We start from the raw sequence: 22,734 nt of genomic DNA, 5'->3' as shown, positions 1-22,734 counted from the left end.
ATGCCCTACCTGGACAGCGCACACCCAACGGATTCGAGAACGCGTGCAAGGCCCTGCCCGTACGATTTCGACGCATTTTACGCGCCGTCCTGAAATAGCTGATCTGCTTCACCTTGTTGGGTCTACAGGCGTGAGCACTATGCTGAAATCGTCATCAGCCACGCATGAATCACGCAAGACGGCGGCATTTTCCCTGCTTACACTGCGCTTCAAGTCAACTCACTCGGGAGAGCAATTGTGGCGCATATCTGGGAAGGCGTATGGCCTGCGGTAACCACCAAATTTCACGCGGATTTCAGCATAGACCGCACATGGACAGCGAAGAATATCGATGCGCAGATCGATGCCGGGGCGGACGGCATCATCGTGTGTGGATCGCTCGGCGAAGCGTCGACCCTTTCGCTCGACGAGAAGCTGGAGGTGCTCGACGTCGCGGTCGAGGCTTCACGCGGACGCGTCCCGGTGTTGCTGACGATCGCCGAGAACAGCACGCTCGACGCCTGCCGCCAGGCCGAAGCCGGTAGCGGGCATGGCGCAGCGGGTTTCATGGTGCTGCCCGGGCTGCGCTATCTGTCGGACCGGCGTGAAACGCTGCATCACTTTCGCAGCGTCGCCGATGCGAGTGCCCTACCCCTGATGATCTATAACAATCCGCTTGCCTATGGCGTCGACATGACGCCCGAGATGTTCGCGGAAATCGCCGACGAAAAGAAGATCGTCGCGATCAAGGAATCCTGCGGCGACGTGCGCCGCGTAACCGATCTGATCAATGTGGTGGGCGACCGCTTCGCGATTCTGTGCGGAGTCGACAATCTCGCGATGGAAGCGATATTGATGGGCGCGCATGGCTGGGTGGCCGGTCTCGTGTGCGCGTTTCCGCGCGAGACGGTCGTGATCTACAAGTTGCTGAAAGCGGGCCGTCTTGAAGAAGCGCGCGCGATCTATCGCTGGTTCGCGCCCCTGCTCGCGCTCGACGTCTCGTCAAAGCTGGTGCAAAACATCAAGCTGGCCGAAACGATCGTCGAGCTTGGCACGGAGCCGGTCCGGCCGCCGCGCCTGCCGCTGGCCGGAGATGAACGCAAGGCCGTTGAAGCATTGATCCGCCGGGCGATCGAGACCCGGCCGGTGCTGCCGCAGGTTTGAGTTGCAGCGGGTTCAGGCCGCCTGCTTCTGCTCGGCCGCTTCGCCTTGCCGCAGATGCAGCAACCGGTAGCCGCTTTTGTAAACGGGCTGCAGCCGGAAGTCGTTTTGCGGCTCGATCTCGAGCAGCAGGCGCAGGCGCGACACGTGGCTGTCGATGGTGCGGGTGAACTCCCGGAACTCACGGCCCCACACCATCGCGAAGATATGGTCGCGCGACAACACGCGGCCAATATTGGAAAAGAACAGCGACGCCAGCCGGTATTGCGTACCCGACAGCGCGACCGGTTGGCCGCGCAGCATGACGAGCTGGCGATGCGTGTCGAAATGGTAGGGACCGACGTCGAAGCTCGCGGTGCTGAAACGGTCCGGATAGGCGCGACGCAGCAACGCCGTGATGCGCTCGCGGAACTCGCCCGGCCGCAACGGCAGCACCACATAGTCGTCTGCGCCGCTGACAAAGGCACGTACCGCGCTGTCTTCGGATGTCTCCGCTGAAGCGAACAGGACCGGCAAGCGGTCGCCGCCGACCGCGCGCACCGAACGCAGCACCTCGGCGCCGGACAGGCGGCCGCCTTGCCAGTCCAGCACCAGCAGATCCACGGTGGAACGGGCGAGCGCTTTCGACATGGTCAGACCATCGTCGTAGGCCATACAGGTATGGCCGGCGCTCATGATGACCTTTTCGATCGATTGACGCAGGACGGGGTCACGCTGAAGGATGGCAATGCGCATGGGATAACTCTCAACTGATAGCTCGGACGCGATTCTCAGAGGGACGCCCAAGTCATCCCATAGGAGCATTCCTAATTTGCGCATCAATCGCCCCTCTCCGACAGATGCTCGCCGCGCCCCTACACGGAAAGCGACAGCTCGTACGACGCACAGCCCTCGTGCTAGTGCAGACCGTCGAGAAGGCACGTTTTGGGGAACTTTTTCCAATCTAATTAAGCACTTCCCGAAACGAACAGCTTTCGTCCTGTAAAATCCCCGCCCTGGTCCCAGTCGTCATCACGCTTGCCCTACCCGGGCCGGCGCGCCGGTGTCCCGTGCTCCCGTGCTCTACCCAGCGCTTGCCACACTTCTCGCCCGACGACCGCCGTATTTCCACGCGCTACGTGTGGCTCCCAATTCAAGACAAGATACAAGCAATGCAAGCGACAAATCTGGGTGGAGCGCAGGCTGCCATCCCACGCCCTCTTGGGCGAAGCGATTACAAGACGCTCGGCCTCGCCGCGCTCGGCGGGGCGCTGGAGTTTTACGACTTCATCATCTTCGTATTCTTTGCGCCGGCAATCGGCCAGTTGTTCTTCCCCGCCGCGATGCCCGACTGGCTGCGTCAGGTGCAGACCTTCGGCATCTTCGCGGCGGGCTATCTGGCACGGCCGCTTGGCGGCATCATCATGGCGCACTTCGGCGACCTGTTCGGCCGCAAGCGCATGTTCACGCTGAGCGTCCTGTTGATGTCGGTGCCGACGCTGATGATGGGTCTGCTGCCCACCTACGCCAGCATCGGCGTGATGGCGCCGGTCTTGCTGCTGCTGTTCCGCGTGATGCAAGGCGCGGCGGTCGGCGGCGAAGTTCCGGGCGCCTGGGTGTTCGTCTCCGAGCACGTGCCGCAGCGGCACATCGGCTATGCATGCGGCACGCTGACGGCCGGCCTCACGGCAGGCATCCTGCTCGGCTCGCTAATCGCGTCGGCGGTGAACCGCCACTTCGCGCCGGCGGAGATCTCCGCTTACGCATGGCGCATCCCGTTCCTCGTGGGCGGCGTATTCGGCATGTTCTCGGTTTATCTGCGCCGCTGGCTGCATGAGACGCCGGTGTTCGCCGAGCTCAAACAACGCAAGGCGATCGCCGCGGAAGTGCCGCTCAAGGCCGTCTTGCGCGACCACGGCCGCGCCGTGATCGTGTCGATGCTGCTCACGTGGATGCTGTCGGCCGCGATCGTCGTGGTCATTCTGATGACGCCGACGCTGCTGCAAAAGCAGTTTCATATCGCGCCGGCCACCGCGCTGCTGGCGAACTGCGTGGCGACGCTGTGCCTGACGATCGGTTGCGTGATGGCCGGTTCGATCGCCGGCCGGATCGGCGCGGGACGCACGATTTTCATCGGCGGCCTCGCGCTGGCGGTGACGTACTACGTGATGTTCCAGCAACTCGCCGTCGATACTTCGGCGTTGGTGCCGCTGTACGCCGTGGCCGGTCTTTTTGTCGGTGTGATTGGCGCGATTCCGTTCGTGCTGGTCAAGGCGTTCCCGCCCGTCGTGCGATTCTCGGGAATCTCGTTTTCGTATAACGTCGCGTATGCGGTGTTCGGCGGCCTGACACCGATCGCGGTTTCGCTGATGATGAAGTCGAATCCGATGGCTGCGCCGCTCTATGTCGGCGCGATCTGCGTTCTCGGGGCCTTGACTACGCTGTTTATCAAAGACGCGCCGCAAGCGCGCTAATCGAGCTACTGCGCAGCGGCGCGCCGCGTGGTGCGCCGTTGTTCCATCGGCTCCGCGCCGCGCCCCTCGGGCACTCTCCGCAGTTCCGGCGACATCCATACTTCACGCCGGGCCGAAACATCGCTCGTTGAATCGGCCTAGGATGGGTGTCATGAACTCATCCCCATCACCCGTCTCGCCCGCTCTCGGCCGCATCCTCGCGACGGTCAGCGTCGGCTTCGTCGTCACGCAACTCGACGTGACCATCGTCAACATCGCACTGCCGAAGATCGGTGCGGACCTGCATGCGAATGTCGCGGGACTGCAATGGGTCGTCGACGCGTACACGCTCGCCTTCGCCGTGCTGATGCTGTCGGCGGGCGCGCTCGGCGACCGGCTCGGCATCCGGCGCATGTACGCGGCCGGCATCGTGCTGTTTGCGCTCGCGTCGCTCGCCTGCGGATTGGCGCTCGATGCCACCATGCTGGTGGCCGCCCGGGCGGTGCAAGGCATCGGCGCGGCCGCCATGCTGCCGAATTCGCTGGCGCTGCTCAACCAGTCTTATGGCCACGATCCGAAGCTCCGGGCGCGTGCCGTCGGGCTTTGGACCGCCGCGGGCGCGATTGCGATCGCGGCCGGGCCCGTGATCGGCGGCCTGCTGATTGCGGCCTTCGGCTGGCGCAGCATCTTTCTCGTCAATCTGCCGATTTGCGCGGCCGGCTGGTTGGCGACTTTGCGCTGGGTACCCGGGCCTGAGTCCGAGTCCGCGCCAAACGGCGCGCAGCGGGGGGCTCCGGCTAACGCTGCTGCTATGGCCAGGGCCAGTGCGGCAACTCAGGACCGAACCGCAACCGCGGCAGGCTCGCGCGGTATCGATCTGAGCGGTCAGGCCCTCGCGATTGTCGCGCTCACCGCCTTTGTCGCCGCGGTGATCGAGTGGCGGCCGCTGGGGTTGAGCCATCCGCTGGTAGCCGGGGGTTTCATCCTTGCGCTCATCGCCACGGGTGCCTTTATCGCCGTGGAGTCGCGCGTCGCGGCACCGATGCTGCCGCTCTCGCTATTCAGCAAGCGCACCTTCAATGCCGCGGTGCTGTTCGGCATCTGCGTGAATCTGACCTACTACGGCATGGTGTTCGTGCTGAGCCTGTACTTGCAGCGTGTGCGCGGCTACACCCCGCTGCAGGCGGGCCTCGCGTTCCTGCCGTTGACCGGCGGCTTTCTGATCTCTAACGTGGCGAGCGGCTGGGTAGTCGGGCGGTTTGGCGTACGCGTGCCGATGATTGCCGGCGCGGTCACCGCGGGGCTCGGCTATGGCCTGCTCCATTTCGTCGGTGCGTCCACGCCGCTCATCGGCTTGCTGCTGCCGTTCCTGCTCATTCCATCGGGGATGGGTCTCGCGGTCCCGGCGATGACGACCGCCGTCCTGGCCTCCGCTGAGGCCACCCGCGCGGGCACTGCGTCCGCCGTGCTCAACACCGCCCGGCAAGCAGGCGGCGCAGTGGGTGTAGCCGCCTTTGGCGCGCTGGCGAGCGGCGCTGCCGCCACGCAGATTGTTACGGGGATGCAAGCCGCGACAGCCGTCTCGGTCGGCCTGCTGGTGGTGGGCGGCGTAATGGGCTGCCTTGTGAATCCAGAGCCGCACAGGTTGACTTCGAACCCGCACAAGACAGGCTCCGGCCGGATTCCTGAATCGCGCTGATCGGCTCCTGACTTGTCGCGCGACTTACAGCGCCGCTTCCTGAATCAGGCCGGTGTCGATCGCGCGCTCGATCAGCCCGTCGTTCTGCGCCTTGACGATCGCATCGGCGATCAGCTTCTCAGGCTGTTCTATTTCGGCTTTGATCGTGCCGATGAGACCGGATGCATCCAGAATCACCAGGGTTTTCGCGGAATCGGCAAGGCTGATGATGACGCGATGGGGCGTAGGCCCTTCGCCGAGACTTGCACACAACTGCGTGACCTTGCCGCCAATGGTTTGCTCAAAACTTTGAATCATTATCTGCTCCCTTGATTACAGCCGGAATCAAACGCGACCGGCCCACACTACGCCAACCGCGTGATCAGAGATTCAGCCCCCTGCGTGGCGAACGCGCACCGTCGATACTGATGCGGCCCGCTCCGGTCACGAACAGCAGCAGGAAACCGCCGGCGATACCAATGTTCTTCCAGAAGTGAATCACCATATCGCGTTGCAAAGCAGGATCCGTGACGTTCCAGAAATCGTGGCCCAGCACCGCGGTTGCCACGGTGTAGACAGCCATGATGAGCGCGAGCGGGCGAATCTTGAAGCCGACGATCAGCAGCAGACCGCCGAGCGCTTCGACCGCGGTTGCAATCGGCGCGGCAACCGGCACGAACGGCACACCCTTCGAATGCAGATAGCCGACAAAGCCCGCATAGCCCAGCAGTTTCATCACGCCGCCCCACAAAAACAGCACGGCAAGGGCAATGCGCGCGATGAGGATCACGCCGGAATCGACGGGACGCGTCATGAGGGGCTCCTGTAAATGAATAAGCAGCAGACCCGGCCAGGCGGCCGCAGTTCCCTATTTTGCATCCGGTAACATGTGCATTGCCCGCCTTTTCCAAGCGCGGGGCGGCGTGAACGGCGCGATTTGCCCTATTGCTGCGGCGCATCCGGCGCGAGCAAGACACCTTTGGTGAACACGAAGCAGCCGTAACCGCGCTCTTCGCCGGTAGCGATCACGCAATAGGCTTTGCGCGCCCGCTCATAGAATGCGAAACGTTCGACCGAGGCAAAGGGCACCTCGCGCCCTTCCGCGGCATTGATCTCGATCTGCGCCTCGCGCTGAACCGCCGGAATCGTGTCCGGCTCGCCCACCACTTCCATTCGCGAGGCAGGGCGTTCGATGAACGTATCCAGCGGCATCACCGACAGAATCGCGCGAATTGCACGCGGTGCGTTCACGCCATCGAGACGAAGCAGCTTGCCCAACACCGTCTCCTGCGCGACGGAAGCACCCGGAAAGTTGGCGTCGCAAACGATCAGTTCGTCGCCATGTCCCATCGAGCGTAACGCATGCAGCACGTCGGCATTCAGCAGCGGGTCCAGATTCTTCAGCACGGCGTCTCCTTGAGGTCTGATTAGTGGCTAGGCGGGTCGAACGGGTTGTCCTCGTACTATCCCTGTAGCGCGTCGCGATCGATTGTAGCAAGACCGTGGCGCACGGTCCGTTGCCCGCGGCTCATCGTCGATCAGCCTTTGCGCACGATGCGGCGTGCGGCTTTGCGCCGACACGGTCCACCGTAGCCATCCAACCAGCGCGAGCAGCACGAGAGCCACGCCACCCAACACCGGCTCGCGCCAGGCCAGCAACGCAGTAAAGGTGAACGCACGCGTGCCGGCCAGCAGAGCGAAGCCGGCGATCGCGCTGGAGAGCGCGTCGACAGCGCCTGACAGGCGTGCGAACGTGAGGGCCGTACCAGGAACCGTGGCGGCAGCGGACTCGTGCATGATCGTCTCCGTTAAAAACAGTGTGTTATCAGCTAGCGGCGGGTACCTGGTCGAGGAAACCCGTCACCGCCTGCAAGCGGCCATGTGCATCGAGCACGCCGAAATCGGAGCCTTTGACGATCGCTTCGCCGGCCGGCGTGGTCAGTGCCCACGAAAAGCGCAAACGGTTCGCGAAGCCGTCGACCTCCGTCGTGCGGCGAAACGTGTGATGCGGGAAGCGTTCATGCACCGCACGGATCATCGCGTCGATGCCGTCATGGCCCGCCCCTGCCAGCAGTGGATCGCGATAGTCGGCATCGTTGGCCCACGTTGCGGCGATCAGCTCACGGCGGCGCACGGCATCGGTTTCATTCCATGCGTCGAAATAACGGTCGATCAGATCGGTATGCGCGTTCATCTCAAACTCCTTGATTTGCATGACTGAGCACTACGCTCGGCAGACACGTTGTATGCGGCGGGCTCGGAGTGAAGATTGGCGCCTCGAGAGCGGCGCGTCGATTACGTGAGAGGTAAGCATCTCGACGCACCACGGTGCGCAAGCGCGTCTTTCGCCTGCCGGATTGGCCATCTGGCCGAATCGTCAGGAGCGATGTCAGCCGCTAACCTCATGGAGCAAATGGGGGCCGCGCAGCGTTGCCGCACGGCATGTGACGAACTGAACGGGTGCGGATACAAACCGCTTTTTTTAATATGATTTTTCCACTTGCAAGACCGTATCCGATGGGATACACTCATCAGCAAATCGGTTCACCTCCGGTGTACACGGTCAACCGCACCGAAGAATTCGACAACTGGCTTGCCGGTCTCGCAGACTTAAGAGCGAGGGCAAAAATCCTGGTGCGGGTCCGGCGTGCGGAGCGAGGTCATTTCGGCGACGTAAAGCTGCTGGAAGACGGGGTGTCCGAAATGCGTGTCGATTGCGGTCCCGGCTATCGGGTCTACTTCGCGCGTGAAGGGCGAATGGTGTACCTGCTGCTCTGCGGTGGCGATAAGTCCACGCAGCCGGCCGACATCAAGCACGCCAAATCAATGTGGGCAGCAATCAGAAAGGAACTGTCATGAGCAAAGTCAAAACCGCACGGTTCGACGCATCGCACTACCTCGATAGCGAGGAGATGATCGCTGAATATCTCAACGCGGCGCTGGAAGAAAGCGACGCCGACGTCCTGCTCGCCGCGATTGCCGACATCGCAAAAGCACGCGGCATCGCAAAGGTCGCGGCCGACGCCGGACTCGGGCGCGAAAGCCTCTATAAAACGCTCGCGCCAGGCTCCAAACCGCGCATGGATACCGTGTTCAAACTGCTGCGCGCACTGGGTGTCAAGCTCAATGCCGTGCCGGAACGTGTGGCGCACGCCTGATTCGCGCTTGCCGTGTTGTTGCTTGGGGCAAGGCGCTGAATGCGTTGCATGTTCTTGGGTGCGCCTACGTTTTCTCGGGTATTCCGCCTGATTCCGGCATTCCGCGGTATTCCATTACCTGTCGGGTAATGGATCGCTAACGAGCTTTGGCTATCATCGGTAGCATGAACACACTCTCTCTTGCGCAAACCATCCCGTCGAACAGTCCGACGGCAAGCCGCACGATCGGCGATCTGCTACGCGAATGGCGGCAACGGCGAAGAATGAGCCAGTTGCTGCTCGCCGCTGAAGCTGAAATTTCAACGCGGCATCTGAGCTTCGTCGAGTCAGGCCGGGCGGTGCCCAGCCGGGAAATGGTCATGCACCTCGCCGAACGGCTCGACGTGCCGCTTCGTGCGCGCAATGCGCTGCTGATCGCGGCGGGTTATGCGCCGCTGTTCCGCGAACGTCCGCTAACGGACCCGCAACTGGCCGCTGCGCGCGAGGCAGTCGAGTTGGTGCTCAAAGGTCACGAGCCGTATCCGGCACTCGCGATCGACCGTCACTGGACCATCGTGGCCGCAAACAATGCGCTCGCGCCGCTGCTTGCAGGCGCGAGCCCGGAACTGCTGAAACCGCCGGTCAATGCGATGCGACTGAGCTTGCATCCGGAAGGCATCGCAGCGTCGATCATCAACTGGCATGCCTGGCGTGCGCATGCGCTGTCCCGACTCCAGCGGCAAATCGACGTAAGTGGTGACGAGACGCTGAGCGCACTGCGTGACGAGCTGGCCGCCTATCCCGCTCCGCCCGGCGCGGGAGTGGCGGACCACGACGATGCCGCGAGTCATCAGGTCGCCGTGCCGCTGCGACTGCGCACGCCGATCGGCGAGCTGTCGTTCTTCAGCACGACCACGGTGTTCGGCACACCGGTAGATGTAACTCTCTCGGAACTCGCCATTGAGGCGTTCTTTCCCGCCGACCGGCAAACCGCAGCGGCGTTGCTCGAGTTTGCCGAGAAGCAACGCACCGAGGGGAAATAGGCTGAAGCCGGGAAGCCATAGTCGGACACGAACGCCTGCGCATCTTCGAACGCTGTGTTGTTGCTTACAAGGCCATTCAAATCACGTGGAGAGACGCATTTGATCAACAACGCCCTGCTGATCCGCCAACTCGGGCCGTCCGACCGCGACGCCTATTTCCAGCTTCGCCTGCGCGGCCTGAAGGCCCATCCAGAGTCGTTCGGCCAGAGCTATGAAGAAGCGTTGGCCAAGGGCGCCCCGCAACATGACGCGATGCTGCAAGGCGCGCGCGCGACCGAAGGTGATTTTTTGCTGGGTGCTTATGCATCGGCCAACGCGACATCTACCAACACACCGTTGATCGGCGTGGTCGGATTGCTGCGCAGCCAGCGCGACAAGGAGCGGCACAAGGCCTCTGTCATCGGCATGTATGTCGCGCCGGAAGCCGCGGGCCGCGGCGTCGGGCGCGCGTTGCTCAATGAGTTGCTGGCGCGAGCGGCGCAAGTAGAAGGCCTAAGGCAAATACAGTTGCTGGTGAACAGCCGGAATGAGGCGGCACGCAAACTCTATGAGTCGCTGGGCTTTCGCAAATATGGCTGCGAGATAGACGCGCTGAGCGTCAACGGCGTGTTTCACGATGCCGATCTGATGGCGCGCTGCATGTAACCAGGCTTCATGCGGCCACGCTTCAAGCAGCAATCATCTGCCGCTCGTCAACCCAACATCATGTCCGATCTCTCCACTTCGCTTCCGCGCGTGCCCCGCCGCTTCGACATCAATCCGAAACCGCCAGGCGCAGCGCTCGCCGGCCGTTACGCACCCGTCTGGAAAGTGCCGGCCCGCTCGTTGATCGCGGCGGTGGTGGGCGGCCTGATGCTCGGCTACGGAGCCCGTCTGGCCTACGGTTGTAACATTGGCGCCTACTTCAGCGGCATCGTGTCTGGCAGCTTGCATGGCTGGCTGTGGCGGGTCGCCGCCTTCGCCGGCAACGTACCCGGCACCCGTCTGCGCCCGGCGTTCGGCCTCGGGGTCGAGCGGATTCGCGCAAACGGTTGCTAGAAGTTACAAATGCGGCCTCGTTTGTAACTGGGGCCGCACCAACCTGTTACACCTCTGATTTGTCCCCACTGCGACGTCAATGAGCGGTATTTATTACTTTTAATTGATCTCGCTTTCTACTTCCTTTCTGATTCAGTCCTGATTTTCCGGTTCCCGACCGGATGTGCACCATTGCTCAGACTAATAAGCCTGGTGCCCACCACACAAGGGTTTCCATGGATCAGACAAAATTCACAGACGGCAAAAAATCTGTTAAGCATCCTCTATTACAGCGCCGTGAAAGAGTTACCGAAATTTGATGCATTTTTTTGAGATATTTTTCCGACAGGGGATTGATTTCTTGTTTTGCCCTTCATACAATTCGTCCCAAGCTGTTACGAAATGTAACGTGATGTATCAAATGGTCGCTGTCTGTATCAGGTGGTGACATGTAGCCGGAGGACAACGTTTCCGGTGAGGCACAAAAGACATAACGGCAGAAAATGCCGACATAGTAATTCGGGGCTTCGGAAACACAGAAAATGGACCGTAGCAGCGAGACGCTGGATTCAATCCGCGAGATCAACTTGTCTTACATCATGCTCGCGCAACGTATGTTGCGTGAGGACAAACCGGTCGGCATGTTCCGGCTGGGACTGTCGTCGGAACTGGCTGATTTGCTTGCCGGGCTGTCGCTCGCGCAGATCGTCAAGCTGGCCGCTTCCGATCAGCTTTTATGCTTCTTCCGCTTCAACGACCACTCGATGTTGTCGGCGTTGACGCAAACGACGAAGCATGCAGCAGTTGCACCGACTCACGCGGCGATCCTGCTTGCAGGCCAGCCTGCTGAGCAGTTTGCTTAATCGAGGTGACCGCGATGCTCAAGCGTAGCCTGACGGAAGACGCGCAAGAAGTATTCCGCGCCATCGCGCTGATCGAACTCGGCGCGCGCATGCAGGTGCTCGAAAGCGAGTTGACGCTTTCGCGCGACCGCATGATCCGCCTGTACCGCGAGGTCAAAGGCGTATCGCCGCCCAAGGGCATGCTGCCGTTTTCGGCGGACTGGTACATGACGTGGCTGGCGAACATCCACGCGTCGCTGTTCTACAACACGTACCTGTTCCTGAAGAACGAAGCGCGTTGCTCGCATCTGGATGCGCTGACCAAAGGATATCGACTGTATCTGGAACATTGTCAGCACAGCGAAAGCGAGCCGGTGCTGGATCTGACGCGTGCGTGGACGCTGGTGCGTTTCTTCGACGCCGACATCCTGCAGTTGACCAAATGCTGCCGTTGCACCGGCAAGTTCGTCGCCCACAAGCACGATCTGCAACACAACGTGGTGTGTGGCGCCTGCCAGCCACCGTCGCGCGCCGGCAAGACCAAGAAGGCCGCCGCCGCTCGCCAGGAAGCGCTCGAAGCAGCGCAGATTGCGCAAGCCGCCTGAATCGGGTTGATTCGAAGAGGGCCGGTCCAGCCTGATTCGAGCCGAAGCACCCAGGAAAAAGGTCCGCCATCGCGCGGACTTTTTTTATCGGGCGGCCGCCCGGCACCGAACGCTCGCGACCCGGCGCGACTCTGCCACCGCCCGGGTTATCGCATCAATTCACCAGCCCCACCGTCTGCACCACCAGCCACAGGTTCGCCGCACTGATCACCAGGAACAGCGACCAGGCGAGCAGCCGCGTCGGCAGTGTGTTGGCGAATTCGCCCATCAGCGAACGATCGTTGGTCATGCGGATGAGCGGATAAAGCGCGAACGGCAATTGCAGGCTCAACACAACCTGGCTTGCGACCAGCAGTTTGCCGACGGCGCCGTTGCCCATCATCTGCACGCCGATCAGCGCCGGAATCAGGGCGAGTGCCCGCGTGATGAAGCGCCGTTGCCAGCACGGAATTTTCAGCTTCAGGAAACCTTCCATGATGACCTGCCCTGCCACCGTGCCCGTGAAAGTCGAACTTTGCCCCGACGCCAGCAACGTGATCGCGAACAGCACCGCTGCGAAACCGGTGCCGACGATCGGCGTCAGCAGCTTGTACGCATCTTCGATTTCGGTGACCTGATTGTGGCCAGTGGCATGGAACGCGGCGGCCGCGAGGATCAGGATCGCCATATTGATCAGCAACGCGATCACCAGCGAGACGATCGTATCGATGCGTGACATGCCGATCGCCGACCGGATACTGGCCGGATCACGCTTGACGGCGCGCGTCTGCACGATCGACGAATGCAGGTAGAGGTTGTGCGGCATCACGGTCGCCCCGAGAATGCCGATCGCCAGATACATCGGCTCACGGCTGCTGAGCGCCTGCCATGAAGGAATCAGTCCTTGCGTGACCGACGGCCAATGCGGCTTCACCAGCGCCAGTTCGATGATGTAGCCAACCCCAATTGTCGCGATCAAGCCGAGCATGATCGCTTCGAGATCGCGGAAATTCTTGCCCTTCAGGCCAAGCACGATCAGCGTGTCGAACGCAGTCAGTAACACGCCCGTGGTCAGCGAGCATTTGAAGAGCAGATGGAAGGCCAGCGCGCCGCCGAGCACTTCGGCCAGATCGCAGGCCACGATCGAGAGTTCGGCGAGCAGCCACTGAAAGCGCGCGGCACCCGGCGAATATCGCAGTCTCGACAATTCCGCGAGGTCCCGCCCGGTGGCGATGCCCAGACGCATGCTCAGGCATTGCAGCGCCATCGCCGCGAGACTCGACAGCAGGACGACGAACAGCAGGCTGTAGCCGTAGCGCGAACCCGCTTCGATATCGGTGGCCCAATTGCCGGGGTCCATGTAGCCGATCGAAATCAGCAGACCAGGCCCGGCGAACTGCAGGATTTTTTTCCAGAACGGCGCGCCTTGCGAGACGGCGACGGTGCCTTGCACCTCGGATGGACAAAACGGCGCCGTTGCGGTGGTCGGTAATTTGAACTGCAATCCGCTGCTCTCTTGAAGGGGATAAAGCGCGGCGCCTCATAGAAGCCGCCGCGAGCCGCCTCAAGTGTACAAAGAAACCTCCGGCAGTGTCCCGCTGAGTGCATAGCGGCCGACGTCGCGCAGACGATAGTCGAGCGGGTCATGCAGCGTATGCACGCGAGCATTGCGCCAGAACCGGTCGAGTGCGAGCGGTGCATGCGTGGCACGCGCGCCACAGGCGTCGAACAGTTTCTCGCTGACGTCGAGCGCGGAACGGTGGGCGACGATTTTCGCCTCCGAGGTGGCAAGCGCCACGTGTGCGCGCGTTTCGGCGTCCAAAGCCGCACCCCGTTGCCATGCGTCTTCGAGCGCATAGGCGGCACGTGTTGCCAGCGCCTCCGCGCTCACCGCCTGCAGACGCATCTCACCGAAACGCTGGATCAGGTAGGGATCGTCAGTGGCTTTCTCGACGCCGGAAGAGATCCACGGCTTGCCGTATTGCGTGACATACGCGCGCGCCTCTTCGAGCGCACCCTGCGCGATGCCGACGAACAGATTGGTCAGCACCTGTTGCGAGATCAACGTACGCAGACTCGCATAGGGCGTGTCGGCCCGCTCCAGCACCTCATGCGGCTCGACCAGAACCTGCGCAAAGGAGACGCTGCCGCTATCGGTTTGCCGCTGGCCGATCGGGTTCCAGTCTTCGTGAACGGTAATGCCTTCGCGCGTGGTCGGGACCACGGCGAACACCGCTTTGCCGGTGGCCGGTTCGAGCGCGGAAACCGTCATCATGTGCGAGCCGCGCGTGCCCGAGCAAAATCCTTTCTGCCCATCGAGACGATAGCCGCCGCCACGGGTTGCACGCGCAACGAGTCGCGTGTCGAGCGGATTGACGGCATTGCCCCACCACCAGCGCCCTTCCACCGTGCCGCCCAGATAGCGGGCCCGCTGTTGCGCGTTGCCCCAGACATTGACGCTGACCACCTGCAGGCACGTGAAGCCCAGCAGATGCGCGAGCGCACTGTCGACTCGCGCGATCTGACGGATCGTCTCGTAGATCTCAGGCCAACGCGCGCCGGGACCGCCAAACTCACGCGGCACGGCGAGCGTGAGCAGACCCGCGTCGGCGATCCATTGTTTTTCCCGCGCGGCGTGGCCACCGTCGCGATCGCGCTGAGCCGCGCTGGCACGCAACGCGTCGAGCAAACCGGCGAGATCGCGCACCACGGGCGCTGCGTCGGTTGGCAGCGTGTGCAGCGCCTCGGGATGACGAGGTTCGTTCATGCAATGTCCACGTGAAAAGGTTGGGCGAGCGGCACGCGGCTTATCAGCGCGGCCGGTCTGCATTCGACCAGGTGAGCGGCAGTCTCGCTGCACCCAGCATGGCACATAACATGACAAACAGCGACGTCAGCGCTGAAAACGCGGGACGTATACGCCTATTCGTCACGTAAATAGCGCTCGAAAGGCGGCCATCATGCGCGCTGCGCGAGCCGTCGCACAAAGCGGTCGCCGACAAACTGCACCGCCGTCACAATCACGATCAGCAAGACGATCACCGTCACCATCACGGTCGTATCGAAACGCTGATAGCCGTAGCGAATCGCCAGATCGCCCAGGCCGCCGGCGCCCACCGCGCCCGCCATCGCCGACGAACCGATCATGGCGACCACCGTGATCGTAAAACCGCCGAGTATGCCCGGCAGCGCTTCCGGCAGCAGCACATGCCAGATGATATGCCGGCGCTGCGCACCCATTGCCTGCGCGGCTTCGATCAACCCGCGGTCCACTTCGCGCAAGCTCACTTCGGCCACGCGTGCAAAAAAAGGAATCGCTGCGATACTGAGCGGCACAATCGCGGCCCATACGCCGATCGTCGTGCCGATCAGCAAACGCGTGAGCGGCAGCAGCGCAACCAGCAGAATGATAAACGGCGTGGAGCGAAACGCATTGACGAGCGCGCCGAGCGTGCTGTTCACCACACGCTTTTCGAAGATGCCGCCTCGTGTGGTGGTGACCAGCACCAGCGCGAGCGGAATGCCGATCAACGCCGCGACGAAGGCCGACACGCCGACCATGACAATGGTGTCGCGAATGGCATCGGCAAGTTCCGAGAGCCAGAGATCAGACATAGCCGAGCACCTCGACATGATTGGCATAGCGGCGTGCACGTTCGAGCAAGGTCGCGATCTGCTTTTGCACCGTGTCGCCGGCATTCGCGCGCACTTCCGCCGACACCACCAGACGTCCTTGCGCATGCCCCTGAATCCGGTCAATGCCGCCATGCACGAAACTCACGCGCCCGCCTTCCACGCTCAAGGCCGACGTCAACCCGCCCAGATCGGGCTCGTTCGCATCGCTGCCGGTGAAGCGCACGTCGAGCAGAATCCGCGCATCCGCCTGCGCGATCTCATGCACCGGTTTGACCCGTGTGGCCAGATCCGCTGGCAGATCGTGCACCAGGGTACGCAGCAACGCACGCGTGGCGTCATGCCGTGGCTCGCCGAACACGCGCCACACCGGACCGGTCTCCACCACTTCGCCGCGCTCGATCACCGCCACCGTATCGCAGACCTCACGAATCACCTGCATTTCGTGGGTGATCAGCACAATGGTCAGGTTGAGCCGTTGATTGATATCGCGCAGCAACGCGAGAATGGCTTGCGTCGTTTCAGGATCGAGTGCCGACGTTGCTTCATCGCAAAGCAAAATATCCGGGTCGGTCACAAGTGCGCGCGCAATTCCGACGCGCTGCTTCTGCCCGCCGGACAAACTCGCCGGGTAAGCATCGCGTTTGGTCGACAGGCCCACTAGTTCGAGCAAGGCATCGACCTTTTTGTCGATTGCCGCTTTCGGCGTGCCGGCGATTTTGAGCGGCAACGCAATGTTCTCGCGCACCGTTTTCGCGGAGAGCAGATTGAAATGCTGGAACACCATGCCGATCCGGCGACGCAATGTGACCAGTCCGCGTTCGTCGAGTTCGCCGACGCTCACGCCACTCACGCGAACAGCGCCGGAAGTCGGTTTTTCCAGACCGTTGACGAGCCGCAGCAGCGTTGATTTTCCTGCGCCGCTGCGACCGATGATGCCGAACACCTCGCCTCGCGCCACCTTCAGCGTGACATTCGCAAGCGCCGCGGTCGACACACCGCGCGTGTTGGCGAAGACCTTGCCCACGTCGTCGAAAACGACAGCTTCCTGGGCGATATCGGGCGCAGCACGATTCAAGCCGAGGGACGGCGCGTCTTCAATAAACTGCGGCACGTCGAATAGATTAGCCATGGCTTCGTTCCTCTCATGCTTCCACGGTGGATCGCGCGCCGGCTTGCGCAATCTGCGCATTGAGCCGATGCTGCGCGCCAGCGTGGACCTCAGGCAGTCGCGCGCGGCCGCCACCGAATAGCTTTTCACGCAGCGTCGGCGCCGGGTCGTAGTCTTCCTTATAGACGCCGCGATTCTGCAATTCCGGCACCACCAGATCGACGAAGTCTTCAAACGATTCGGGCATGACCGTACGTGTCAGATTGAATCCGTCCACGCCGGCCTCTTCTATCCACGAGATCAACTCGTCCGCGATCTGTTGCGGCGAACCGACCACGGGTTTCGCGCGGCCGCCGAGCGTCATCTGTTCGAGCACCTTGCGTTTGGTCCACACGCCGTTCACGCTCTTCTTCGAAATCGCCTCGACGGCCGATTGCATCGACTCGGTCTTCACATACGAAATCGGGTCATCCAGCGCGTATTGCGAGAAGTCGATGCCGGTCGAACTGGAGAAATGCGCGATGCCGCCCTCGGCGCTCGCGTAGCGCCGGTACTCTTCGAATTTCTCCTGCGCGGCGCGTTCTGTTTCACCGACTACAACGGTAATGCCGGCAAAGATCTTGATATCGTCAGGCGCGCGGCCGAAGCTCACCGCGCGGGCGCGGATGTCGTCGACAATGGAGCGCGTAAGCTGCTTGTTCTGCCCACCGACAAACACGCATTCCGCGTGACGCGCCGCGAAATCGACGCCCCGGCTCGACGAACCCGCCTGATACAGAACCGGCGTGCGTTGCGGCGACGGCTCGCTCAGATGAATGGCGTCGATCGAATAGTACGGACCGTCGTGTTTCACACGATGCACCTTGCCGGGATGCGAGAAGATGCGCGCCGCGCGATCGCGCACCACCGCGTCGTCTTCCCAGCTTTGCTCCCATAGCTTGTAGACCACGTCCATGTAATCGTCCGCGCGATCGTAGCGGTCATCGTGACTGATCTGTTGCGCGAGACCCATGCCGCGCGCCGCACTGTCCAGATAGCCAGTGACGATGTTCCAGCCCACCCGGCCTTTGGTCAGATGATCCAGCGTCGACATGCGTCGCGCGAACAGATACGGTGGCTCATACGTCAGATTCGACGTGACGCCGAAGCCGATATGCTTCGTCACATGCGCCATGGCCGGCACGATCAGCGAGGGATCGTTGATCGGAATCTGCACCGATTCGCGCAGCGGGGTGTCCGGACCACCTTGATAAACGTCGTATACGCCGACGATATCCGCGAGAAAGATCCCGTCGAACTTGCCGCGTTCGAGCGTTTGCGCAAGACTCGTCCAGTAATCGAGGTCGGTGTAATGGGCGGAACGGTCACGCGGATGCGTCCACAAACCATGATTGATATGGCCGACCGCGTTCATATTGAACGCGTTCAGCAGGATCTTTTTTTTCGCCATCGTGTGGCTCCTTGCTCTATACAACGCTAGCCGCGTGGCTGAGGTGCGTCACCGAGTTGCGTAACCAGGTTATGTAACTTGGTTATGTAACTTACCAGGCGACCGCGTACAGATTGCCGAAGGCTTTATCGAGCGCGGCGCGCACGGCGGGCGAATGCTGATAGATCGCGATGAACTTGCGGATACGCGGATCGTTTACGCTTTCCGGACGCACGACCCACTGAATCGCGTAGTTCTTGTTTTCGAGGCCATCGAACAGCAATGCGCTGTTCGGATCGGTGGTGCCTGCGAGCTTGATGAAGCTCGGGTAGCCTTGGGCGAGATCGACGTCGTCGAGCGAGCGGGCCAACTGCGATGCTTCGAGCTGGACGATTTTCAGATGCTTCGGGTTGTCGACGATGTCGAGCGTCGTGGCGCGATAGTCGATGCCCGGCGTCAGTTTGATCAGACCGGCGCGTTGCAGCAACAACAGACCACGGCCGCCGTTGACCGGATCGTTCGCAATGGCGACGGTGGCGCCGTCCTTCAGTTGATCGAAGCGTTTGATCTTCTTCGAGTAGAGACCGATCTTCATGATCGTGCCCGGCGCGATCGCGACGAAGTTATAACCGCCCTGCTTCTTTGCGTTCTCGAGAAACGGGATGTGCTGGAAATAGTTGACGTCGATATCCTTGTTGGCGAGTGCCGCGTTCGGGGTATTCCAGTCGGTAAACTCGATGATCTTCACATCGAGCCCTTGTTCCTTCGCTTCGCGCGCGGCCACTTTGAGCGCTTCGATCTGCGGGCTGGTGGCGGTGCCGATTTTCAAGGTAGGCGTGTCGGCCGCGGCTGCCGGTGCGGCCGACAAAGCCAGCGCGACGCCGAATGCGCCGATCAGCGTCAGCGCCGGAGCATGAAAAAAACGCTGCACTGCAGAGAGAGAAATGCGCATGGTGAGCTCTTTAGAATTGGGGCGCGGCATGTTTCGAGGCGAGCCGATCCCACGGCATGCTGGTAGACGCGCCGGAGTCGGTCGAACGACGGAAAACGGAAATCTGCAACGCGCGGTTTAACCGGCGCGCGGCAGCAAAAGAACGCGCGAGCGGATCAGCGCGGACAGCAGGTCGGACAGGTCATCGCCTCTCTCCAGATGAGGTGCGAATCATGATAGACGGCGGGAAACCGGCGGTCTACGAACGGATGTTGGGAAGGAAAGCGGGAAAAATGATTTGGGGACGACACGATCGCCATCTGCACTTGAAAACCACAAAAATATGTATAAAATCAAAATTTAGGCGTTTAAATTTGATTTAATTGTGAAAAAAATCCAGCTACTCGACATGCTGCCGTTCGAAGCCGAGGAAGTCATCACCGCCTTGGGATACAAGATCGCGCTCGCGCGCCGAGCCCGATCGTGGACTCAGGCGGACCTCGCCGCGAAGATGGGCGTCAGCGTGAACACCGTAGTCAATCTCGAGAAGGGCCGGCCGTCCGTTGCATTCGGGCAGGTCGTCATGGCACTGTGGTTGCTGGATTCTCTGGACGTGCTGCGCCAGGCCACACGCCCCGAAGACGATCCCGTGATCCAGAGAGAAGCGCTCAAGCGCTTGCCAAAACGCGTGCGGGGATCTAATGGCTGAAAAAACGCGACCGGTGTGGATATGGCCGCCCGGCGAAGTCGACCCAATCGTCTGCGGCACCTTCGAATGGTCGCCGGGGATCGGTCAATTCGCCTATCTCCCGGAATATAGGGCGCGCGCCGGCGCCCTGCCTATCGATCCCAGCAACCTGCCATTCTCGCGGTCGACGAAACCTGCAACGACCACACTAATGAACGGTCTTTTCGGCGTACTGCGCGATGCGGCGCCCGAGGGATTTGGCCTGGATTTGCTCCTTGCGAAACACGCCCGGCAGGATCTCGACGAAATCGACCGAATGGATCTGGCGGTCGGAGATGGTGTCGGGGCAATCGAAGTCTGTTCGCCCGACATGATCGATCGAAAGATCGCGTATCGGCCGCCATCCGAAAACGAACTGAAACTGCAACTCGCCGATGTCGAACCGGGATTCTCGGTACGTCGCGTTGTTGAGCAACTATCGGGAATAGACGACGGTACCAGTCTCGGCGGCGAAAAACCCAAACTGACCATCACGCGGCAAAGCGGCAGCGCTACACAATGGTGGATTGCCAAGCTGCAGGAACGCGGGGCCGCGCCATTTCTCCCAGCCCGTGAATTCGTAGCAATGACGCTGGCCGCGCAGTGTGACATTGACGCGGCCCAGGTGCACTACAGCAGGATGGGCCAGCACGAGGTCGTACTGGTCAAACGATTCGACCGCGACGTGGTAGCAGAAGGCGTGCAACGCTCGTTGTTCGCGAGCGCCGCAACGGTGCTGCGACTGCGTAGCGATTCGACGCGGGAAGACCCAGATCGTTCGTACGTGAAGTTCTCGCATGAGTTGCGGCGTTGGTGCGCAGATCGGAATCAAAGCTACGTCGACCAGCAACGTGAACTGTGGCGGCGTATGGTGTTCAATGCGCTGGTCGGCAACTATGACGATCATCCACGCAATCATGGGCTGCTTTACCGCTCAGGCTCCTGGGCATTGTCGCCCGCCTATGACATCGTGGCGATACCACGCCGGCGAGAAGATCAGGCCATGGCATTGAACCGCCAGGGAGATCGCATTGCAACGCCTGAGAGCCTGATCGTCGACGCGCCAGCATTTTCGTACGAGATGGAGGAAGCGTGGAACACCTTGCGCGCAATGGCCGATGTTGTGCATACGTCGTGGCGCGCATTGTTTGCGATGTCATGCGGTCTCACCGAACCGGAGATCGAGATTCAGCGCCCTGCTTTTAAACTTGCTGAAGACATCTCGACCGGACAACAGACGCTCGATCTGGTGCGGTTGGGCCGACGCCGTCGATAAAGGTTCTTCTCCGATGCCGGCAACCGGCGACAAAAAACGCCGGGCCGCGCTTTAGCTCGCGCAACCCGGCGTTCTTCATCGGCCAACAAACTGCAAGCAGATCCTAGCGCTTCGCCACCTGATCCACCGCTACAGAAGCAGAGGCCGAGGTAGAGGCAGAGGCCGAGGCAGCAATCGCGCCCGACGCCGGCGCAATCGCCCCAACCGCCGTATCGCCTGCCGGGCCCGCCGGCTTCACATCGCCCCAGCCGCCGCCGAGCGCGCGAATCAGATTCACGGTCGACACCGCCTGCGTGCCCGACAGATGGCTCGCCTGCAACTGCGAAAGCAGCACTTGCCGCTCGCCGTCGATCACATCCAGATAGCTGACCGCGCCTTCCGTGTACTGCGTGCGCGACAGATGCGCCGCACGCTGCGAAGCCACGACCGCATCGTTCTGCTCGCGCATCTGATCGTCCAGCAAACGCAGATCGGCCAGATTGTCCTCGACCTCACGGAACGCCACCAGCACCTGTTGACGATACTGCGCCACATCCTCGTCGTACTTTGAGCGCGCCTGCGCGAGGTTTGCCTTACGGCGGCCGCCGTCGAACAGCGGCAGCGTCAGCGCGGTACCGGCGAACGGCCCGAGAATAAACGCGCGGCTCGACCACATGAACAGATCGCCCAGCGTCGCCGATTCAAAACCAGCCCCGCCCGTGATATCGAGCTTCGGGAAAAACGCCGACTTCGCCAGACCGACCCGCGCATTCGCCGCCATCATCGCCCGCTCCGCCGCCGAAATGTCCGGCCGACGTTCAAGCAGCGCCGACGGCAAACCTGGCGGCACGCGCACCGTCACCGGCGCGAGCGGCGCTTCCGCGAACGAGAAATCCGCCGGCGGCTTGCCGAGCAGAATCGCCAGACTGTGCTCCGAGGCCGCGCGCTGACGCGCCACACCCACCGCGTCGGCACGCGCACTCGCCAGCTCGTTACGGGAGCGCGAAACATCCAGCTCGCCGATATCGCCTTCCTTGAAGCGGCGCTCGACCAGCTTCAGCGTGTCCTCGCGCAACGCCACGGTGCGGCGGTACAGATCCTGATCCGTGTCGAGCTCACGCAACTGGAAGTAGTTCTGCGCCACGTCCGCTTGCAATGACAACTGGACCGAGCGGAACAGCGCTTCACTTTGCTGCTCGTCCGCCCGCGACGCATTCACGTTCGAACCGACCCGCCCGAACAGATCGGTCTCATACGACGCCCCCACCTGGGCGCGCCAGATCGTGCCGTTCGTACCACCGGCGCTATCCGGCTGGAATTGCGAGGCGGCCGATGCCCGTTCACGCGTCGGGCCAAAACCCGCGTCCAGCTTCGGGAACCAGTCCGACTTGGCCGCCCGGGTCACTGCACGCGCCTGCTGCACGCGTGCCGCAGCCGCCTTCAGGTCCTGATTCGCGGCAGCCGCCTGCTCTTCCAGCGCGTTGAGTTGCGGGTCGCCGAAAATCGTCCACCATTCGCCGCGATGCGCATCGTCGGCGGGCTGGGCCTGTTTCCAGGTACCCGCCTCCTGCGGCGATGCGGCGGACGTAGCCGATGCAGCGGACGCACCCGAAGCCGCAGCAGGCGCTTCCTTGAAGGCAACCGGCGTATCCACCTGCGGCCGCTTATACGTGGGCTCCACGGAGCAGGCTGCGAGCAACGCCACCAGCAAACCGCTAGTCGCCGCCCGGCCCCACCCGCTCAAAGATTCAAAACGATTCATTTTTGTTTTCTCC

At 61.9% G+C, this 22,734-nt stretch carries 24 protein-coding genes and 1 pseudogene; 12 read left to right on the top strand and 13 right to left on the bottom strand.

Annotated elements, in window-relative coordinates; all coding sequences use genetic code 11:
* Nucleotides 1–237 precede the first annotated feature (237 nt).
* The gene (locus PQR67_RS15415) at nt 238–1,143 is read left to right on the top strand and encodes a dihydrodipicolinate synthase family protein (RefSeq protein ID WP_408460540.1); all 906 of its coding nucleotides are present in this window, start codon (nt 238–240) and stop codon (nt 1,141–1,143) included.
* A gap of 12 nt (nt 1,144–1,155) precedes the next feature.
* Here PQR67_RS15415 and PQR67_RS15410 read toward each other — a convergent pair whose 3' ends face one another.
* On the bottom strand, nt 1,156–1,875 hold the full coding sequence (locus PQR67_RS15410; protein ID WP_408460537.1) for a response regulator transcription factor: 720 nt from the start codon (nt 1,873–1,875) through the stop codon (nt 1,156–1,158).
* 416 nt (nt 1,876–2,291) lie between these two features.
* On the opposite strand from PQR67_RS15410, the gene PQR67_RS15405 reads away from it, so the two are divergent.
* The gene (locus PQR67_RS15405) at nt 2,292–3,593 is read left to right on the top strand and encodes an MFS transporter (RefSeq protein ID WP_408460534.1); all 1,302 of its coding nucleotides are present in this window, start codon (nt 2,292–2,294) and stop codon (nt 3,591–3,593) included.
* Nucleotides 3,594–3,744: 151 nt separating this feature from the next.
* Nucleotides 3,745–5,271: an MFS transporter gene (locus PQR67_RS15400; RefSeq protein WP_408460531.1), complete on the top strand. Its 1,527-nt coding sequence runs from the start codon at nt 3,745–3,747 to the stop codon at nt 5,269–5,271.
* A 24-nt stretch (nt 5,272–5,295) separates the two neighbouring features.
* On the opposite strand, the gene PQR67_RS15395 is transcribed toward PQR67_RS15400, so the two are convergent.
* From PQR67_RS15395 to PQR67_RS15375, 5 genes are all read right to left on the bottom strand, one after another.
* Nucleotides 5,296–5,568, bottom strand: a complete 273-nt coding sequence (locus PQR67_RS15395; protein ID WP_408460528.1) for a hypothetical protein — start codon at nt 5,566–5,568, stop codon at nt 5,296–5,298.
* 64 nt (nt 5,569–5,632) lie between these two features.
* Nucleotides 5,633–6,064 (bottom strand): DoxX family protein, encoded by a 432-nt coding sequence (locus PQR67_RS15390; RefSeq protein ID WP_408460525.1) that lies wholly within the window; start codon nt 6,062–6,064, stop codon nt 5,633–5,635.
* A 128-nt stretch (nt 6,065–6,192) separates the two neighbouring features.
* The gene (locus tag PQR67_RS15385; protein ID WP_408460522.1) at nt 6,193–6,657 is read right to left on the bottom strand and encodes an RbsD/FucU family protein; all 465 of its coding nucleotides are present in this window, start codon (nt 6,655–6,657) and stop codon (nt 6,193–6,195) included.
* A gap of 27 nt (nt 6,658–6,684) precedes the next feature.
* Complete coding sequence (locus PQR67_RS15380; RefSeq protein ID WP_408460519.1) at nt 6,685–7,047, bottom strand: hypothetical protein; 363 nt, start codon at nt 7,045–7,047, stop codon at nt 6,685–6,687.
* Between the two features lie 28 nt (nt 7,048–7,075).
* Entirely contained in the window at nt 7,076–7,444 is a 369-nt protein-coding gene (locus PQR67_RS15375; RefSeq protein ID WP_408460516.1) for a nuclear transport factor 2 family protein, read from the bottom strand.
* Between the two features lie 266 nt (nt 7,445–7,710).
* Here PQR67_RS15375 and PQR67_RS15370 point away from each other — a divergent pair, with 266 nt between their 5' ends.
* The 7 genes and pseudogenes from PQR67_RS15370 (at nt 7,711) to flhC (ending at nt 11,894) form a co-directional block, all read left to right on the top strand.
* Complete coding sequence (locus PQR67_RS15370; RefSeq protein ID WP_408460513.1) at nt 7,711–8,109, top strand: type II toxin-antitoxin system RelE/ParE family toxin; 399 nt, start codon at nt 7,711–7,713, stop codon at nt 8,107–8,109.
* Nucleotides 8,106–8,408 carry an addiction module antidote protein gene (locus PQR67_RS15365; RefSeq protein WP_408460510.1) on the top strand — a complete coding sequence of 101 codons (303 nt, stop codon included), beginning with the start codon at nt 8,106–8,108 and terminating at the stop codon, nt 8,406–8,408. Before PQR67_RS15370 ends, PQR67_RS15365 begins: the two co-directional genes overlap by 4 nt.
* 164 nt (nt 8,409–8,572) lie before the next feature.
* Nucleotides 8,573–9,430, top strand: coding sequence for a helix-turn-helix domain-containing protein (locus PQR67_RS15360; RefSeq protein WP_408460507.1), 858 nt, complete (start codon nt 8,573–8,575; stop codon nt 9,428–9,430).
* Between the two features lie 99 nt (nt 9,431–9,529).
* Nucleotides 9,530–10,075, top strand: coding sequence for a GNAT family N-acetyltransferase (locus tag PQR67_RS15355; RefSeq protein WP_408460504.1), 546 nt, complete (start codon nt 9,530–9,532; stop codon nt 10,073–10,075).
* 129 nt (nt 10,076–10,204) lie between these two features.
* A pseudogene (locus tag PQR67_RS15350) lies at nt 10,205–10,468 on the top strand (YeeE/YedE thiosulfate transporter family protein); the annotation flags it as partial.
* Between the two features lie 521 nt (nt 10,469–10,989).
* A complete protein-coding gene (gene flhD, locus PQR67_RS15345) occupies nt 10,990–11,310 on the top strand; it encodes a flagellar transcriptional regulator FlhD (RefSeq protein ID WP_028194930.1) in 321 nt (106 codons plus the stop codon).
* 14 nt (nt 11,311–11,324) lie between these two features.
* The gene (flhC, locus tag PQR67_RS15340) at nt 11,325–11,894 is read left to right on the top strand and encodes a flagellar transcriptional regulator FlhC (RefSeq protein ID WP_105505973.1); all 570 of its coding nucleotides are present in this window, start codon (nt 11,325–11,327) and stop codon (nt 11,892–11,894) included.
* A 154-nt stretch (nt 11,895–12,048) separates the two neighbouring features.
* On the opposite strand, the gene PQR67_RS15335 is transcribed toward flhC, so the two are convergent.
* The 6 genes from PQR67_RS15335 to PQR67_RS15310 form a co-directional block, all read right to left on the bottom strand.
* On the bottom strand, nt 12,049–13,377 hold the full coding sequence (locus tag PQR67_RS15335) for an Nramp family divalent metal transporter (RefSeq protein WP_408460500.1): 1,329 nt from the start codon (nt 13,375–13,377) through the stop codon (nt 12,049–12,051).
* A 60-nt stretch (nt 13,378–13,437) separates the two neighbouring features.
* Nucleotides 13,438–14,640, bottom strand: a complete 1,203-nt coding sequence (locus tag PQR67_RS15330) for an acyl-CoA dehydrogenase family protein (RefSeq protein ID WP_408460497.1) — start codon at nt 14,638–14,640, stop codon at nt 13,438–13,440.
* 191 nt (nt 14,641–14,831) lie between these two features.
* On the bottom strand, nt 14,832–15,488 hold the full coding sequence (locus PQR67_RS15325; protein WP_120344862.1) for a methionine ABC transporter permease: 657 nt from the start codon (nt 15,486–15,488) through the stop codon (nt 14,832–14,834).
* Nucleotides 15,481–16,638 (bottom strand): methionine ABC transporter ATP-binding protein, encoded by a 1,158-nt coding sequence (locus tag PQR67_RS15320; protein ID WP_408460494.1) that lies wholly within the window; start codon nt 16,636–16,638, stop codon nt 15,481–15,483. The genes PQR67_RS15325 and PQR67_RS15320 overlap by 8 nt, the downstream gene beginning before the upstream one ends.
* A gap of 13 nt (nt 16,639–16,651) precedes the next feature.
* On the bottom strand, nt 16,652–18,067 hold the full coding sequence (locus PQR67_RS15315) for an LLM class flavin-dependent oxidoreductase (RefSeq protein WP_408460491.1): 1,416 nt from the start codon (nt 18,065–18,067) through the stop codon (nt 16,652–16,654).
* Between the two features lie 91 nt (nt 18,068–18,158).
* On the bottom strand, nt 18,159–18,998 hold the full coding sequence (locus PQR67_RS15310) for a MetQ/NlpA family ABC transporter substrate-binding protein (protein WP_408460488.1): 840 nt from the start codon (nt 18,996–18,998) through the stop codon (nt 18,159–18,161).
* A 364-nt stretch (nt 18,999–19,362) separates the two neighbouring features.
* Between PQR67_RS15310 and PQR67_RS15305 the strand changes: the two genes are divergently transcribed.
* Both PQR67_RS15305 and PQR67_RS15300 read left to right on the top strand, forming a co-directional pair.
* Complete coding sequence (locus tag PQR67_RS15305; protein WP_408460485.1) at nt 19,363–19,686, top strand: helix-turn-helix domain-containing protein; 324 nt, start codon at nt 19,363–19,365, stop codon at nt 19,684–19,686.
* A complete protein-coding gene (locus tag PQR67_RS15300) occupies nt 19,679–20,980 on the top strand; it encodes a type II toxin-antitoxin system HipA family toxin (protein ID WP_408460482.1) in 1,302 nt (433 codons plus the stop codon). The genes PQR67_RS15305 and PQR67_RS15300 overlap by 8 nt, the downstream gene beginning before the upstream one ends.
* Nucleotides 20,981–21,083: 103 nt before the next feature.
* Here the strand turns inward: PQR67_RS15300 and PQR67_RS15295 are convergent, their stop codons facing one another.
* Nucleotides 21,084–22,721 carry an efflux transporter outer membrane subunit gene (locus PQR67_RS15295; RefSeq protein WP_408460479.1) on the bottom strand — a complete coding sequence of 546 codons (1,638 nt, stop codon included), beginning with the start codon at nt 22,719–22,721 and terminating at the stop codon, nt 21,084–21,086.
* Nucleotides 22,722–22,734 lie beyond the last annotated feature (13 nt).

This window comes from Paraburkholderia fungorum (assembly GCF_046026025.1).
GTDB lineage: Bacteria > Pseudomonadota > Gammaproteobacteria > Burkholderiales > Burkholderiaceae > Paraburkholderia > Paraburkholderia fungorum_E.
The sequence above is the reverse complement of the archived record's forward strand: the minus strand, read 5'-3'. Positions and strand labels throughout refer to the sequence as shown.

Coding starts and splice junctions, on each gene's coding strand:
- PQR67_RS15395 (WP_408460528.1), bottom strand. CDS start 5,568: ATGATTCAAAGTTTTGAGCAAACCATTGGCGGCAAGGTCACGCAGTTG.
- PQR67_RS15380 (WP_408460519.1), bottom strand. CDS start 7,047: ATGCACGAGTCCGCTGCCGCCACGGTTCCTGGTACGGCCCTCACGTTC.
- PQR67_RS15310 (WP_408460488.1), bottom strand. CDS start 18,998: ATGCGCATTTCTCTCTCTGCAGTGCAGCGTTTTTTTCATGCTCCGGCG.
- PQR67_RS15390 (WP_408460525.1), bottom strand. CDS start 6,064: ATGACGCGTCCCGTCGATTCCGGCGTGATCCTCATCGCGCGCATTGCC.
- PQR67_RS15400 (WP_408460531.1), top strand. CDS start 3,745: ATGAACTCATCCCCATCACCCGTCTCGCCCGCTCTCGGCCGCATCCTC.
- PQR67_RS15320 (WP_408460494.1), bottom strand. CDS start 16,638: ATGGCTAATCTATTCGACGTGCCGCAGTTTATTGAAGACGCGCCGTCC.
- PQR67_RS15295 (WP_408460479.1), bottom strand. CDS start 22,721: ATGAATCGTTTTGAATCTTTGAGCGGGTGGGGCCGGGCGGCGACTAGC.
- PQR67_RS15330 (WP_408460497.1), bottom strand. CDS start 14,640: ATGAACGAACCTCGTCATCCCGAGGCGCTGCACACGCTGCCAACCGAC.
- PQR67_RS15325 (WP_120344862.1), bottom strand. CDS start 15,488: ATGTCTGATCTCTGGCTCTCGGAACTTGCCGATGCCATTCGCGACACC.
- PQR67_RS15360 (WP_408460507.1), top strand. CDS start 8,573: ATGAACACACTCTCTCTTGCGCAAACCATCCCGTCGAACAGTCCGACG.
- PQR67_RS15410 (WP_408460537.1), bottom strand. CDS start 1,875: ATGCGCATTGCCATCCTTCAGCGTGACCCCGTCCTGCGTCAATCGATC.
- PQR67_RS15375 (WP_408460516.1), bottom strand. CDS start 7,444: ATGAACGCGCATACCGATCTGATCGACCGTTATTTCGACGCATGGAAT.
- flhD (WP_028194930.1), top strand. CDS start 10,990: ATGGACCGTAGCAGCGAGACGCTGGATTCAATCCGCGAGATCAACTTG.
- flhC (WP_105505973.1), top strand. CDS start 11,325: ATGCTCAAGCGTAGCCTGACGGAAGACGCGCAAGAAGTATTCCGCGCC.
- PQR67_RS15300 (WP_408460482.1), top strand. CDS start 19,679: ATGGCTGAAAAAACGCGACCGGTGTGGATATGGCCGCCCGGCGAAGTC.
- PQR67_RS15315 (WP_408460491.1), bottom strand. CDS start 18,067: ATGGCGAAAAAAAAGATCCTGCTGAACGCGTTCAATATGAACGCGGTC.
- PQR67_RS15365 (WP_408460510.1), top strand. CDS start 8,106: ATGAGCAAAGTCAAAACCGCACGGTTCGACGCATCGCACTACCTCGAT.
- PQR67_RS15405 (WP_408460534.1), top strand. CDS start 2,292: ATGCAAGCGACAAATCTGGGTGGAGCGCAGGCTGCCATCCCACGCCCT.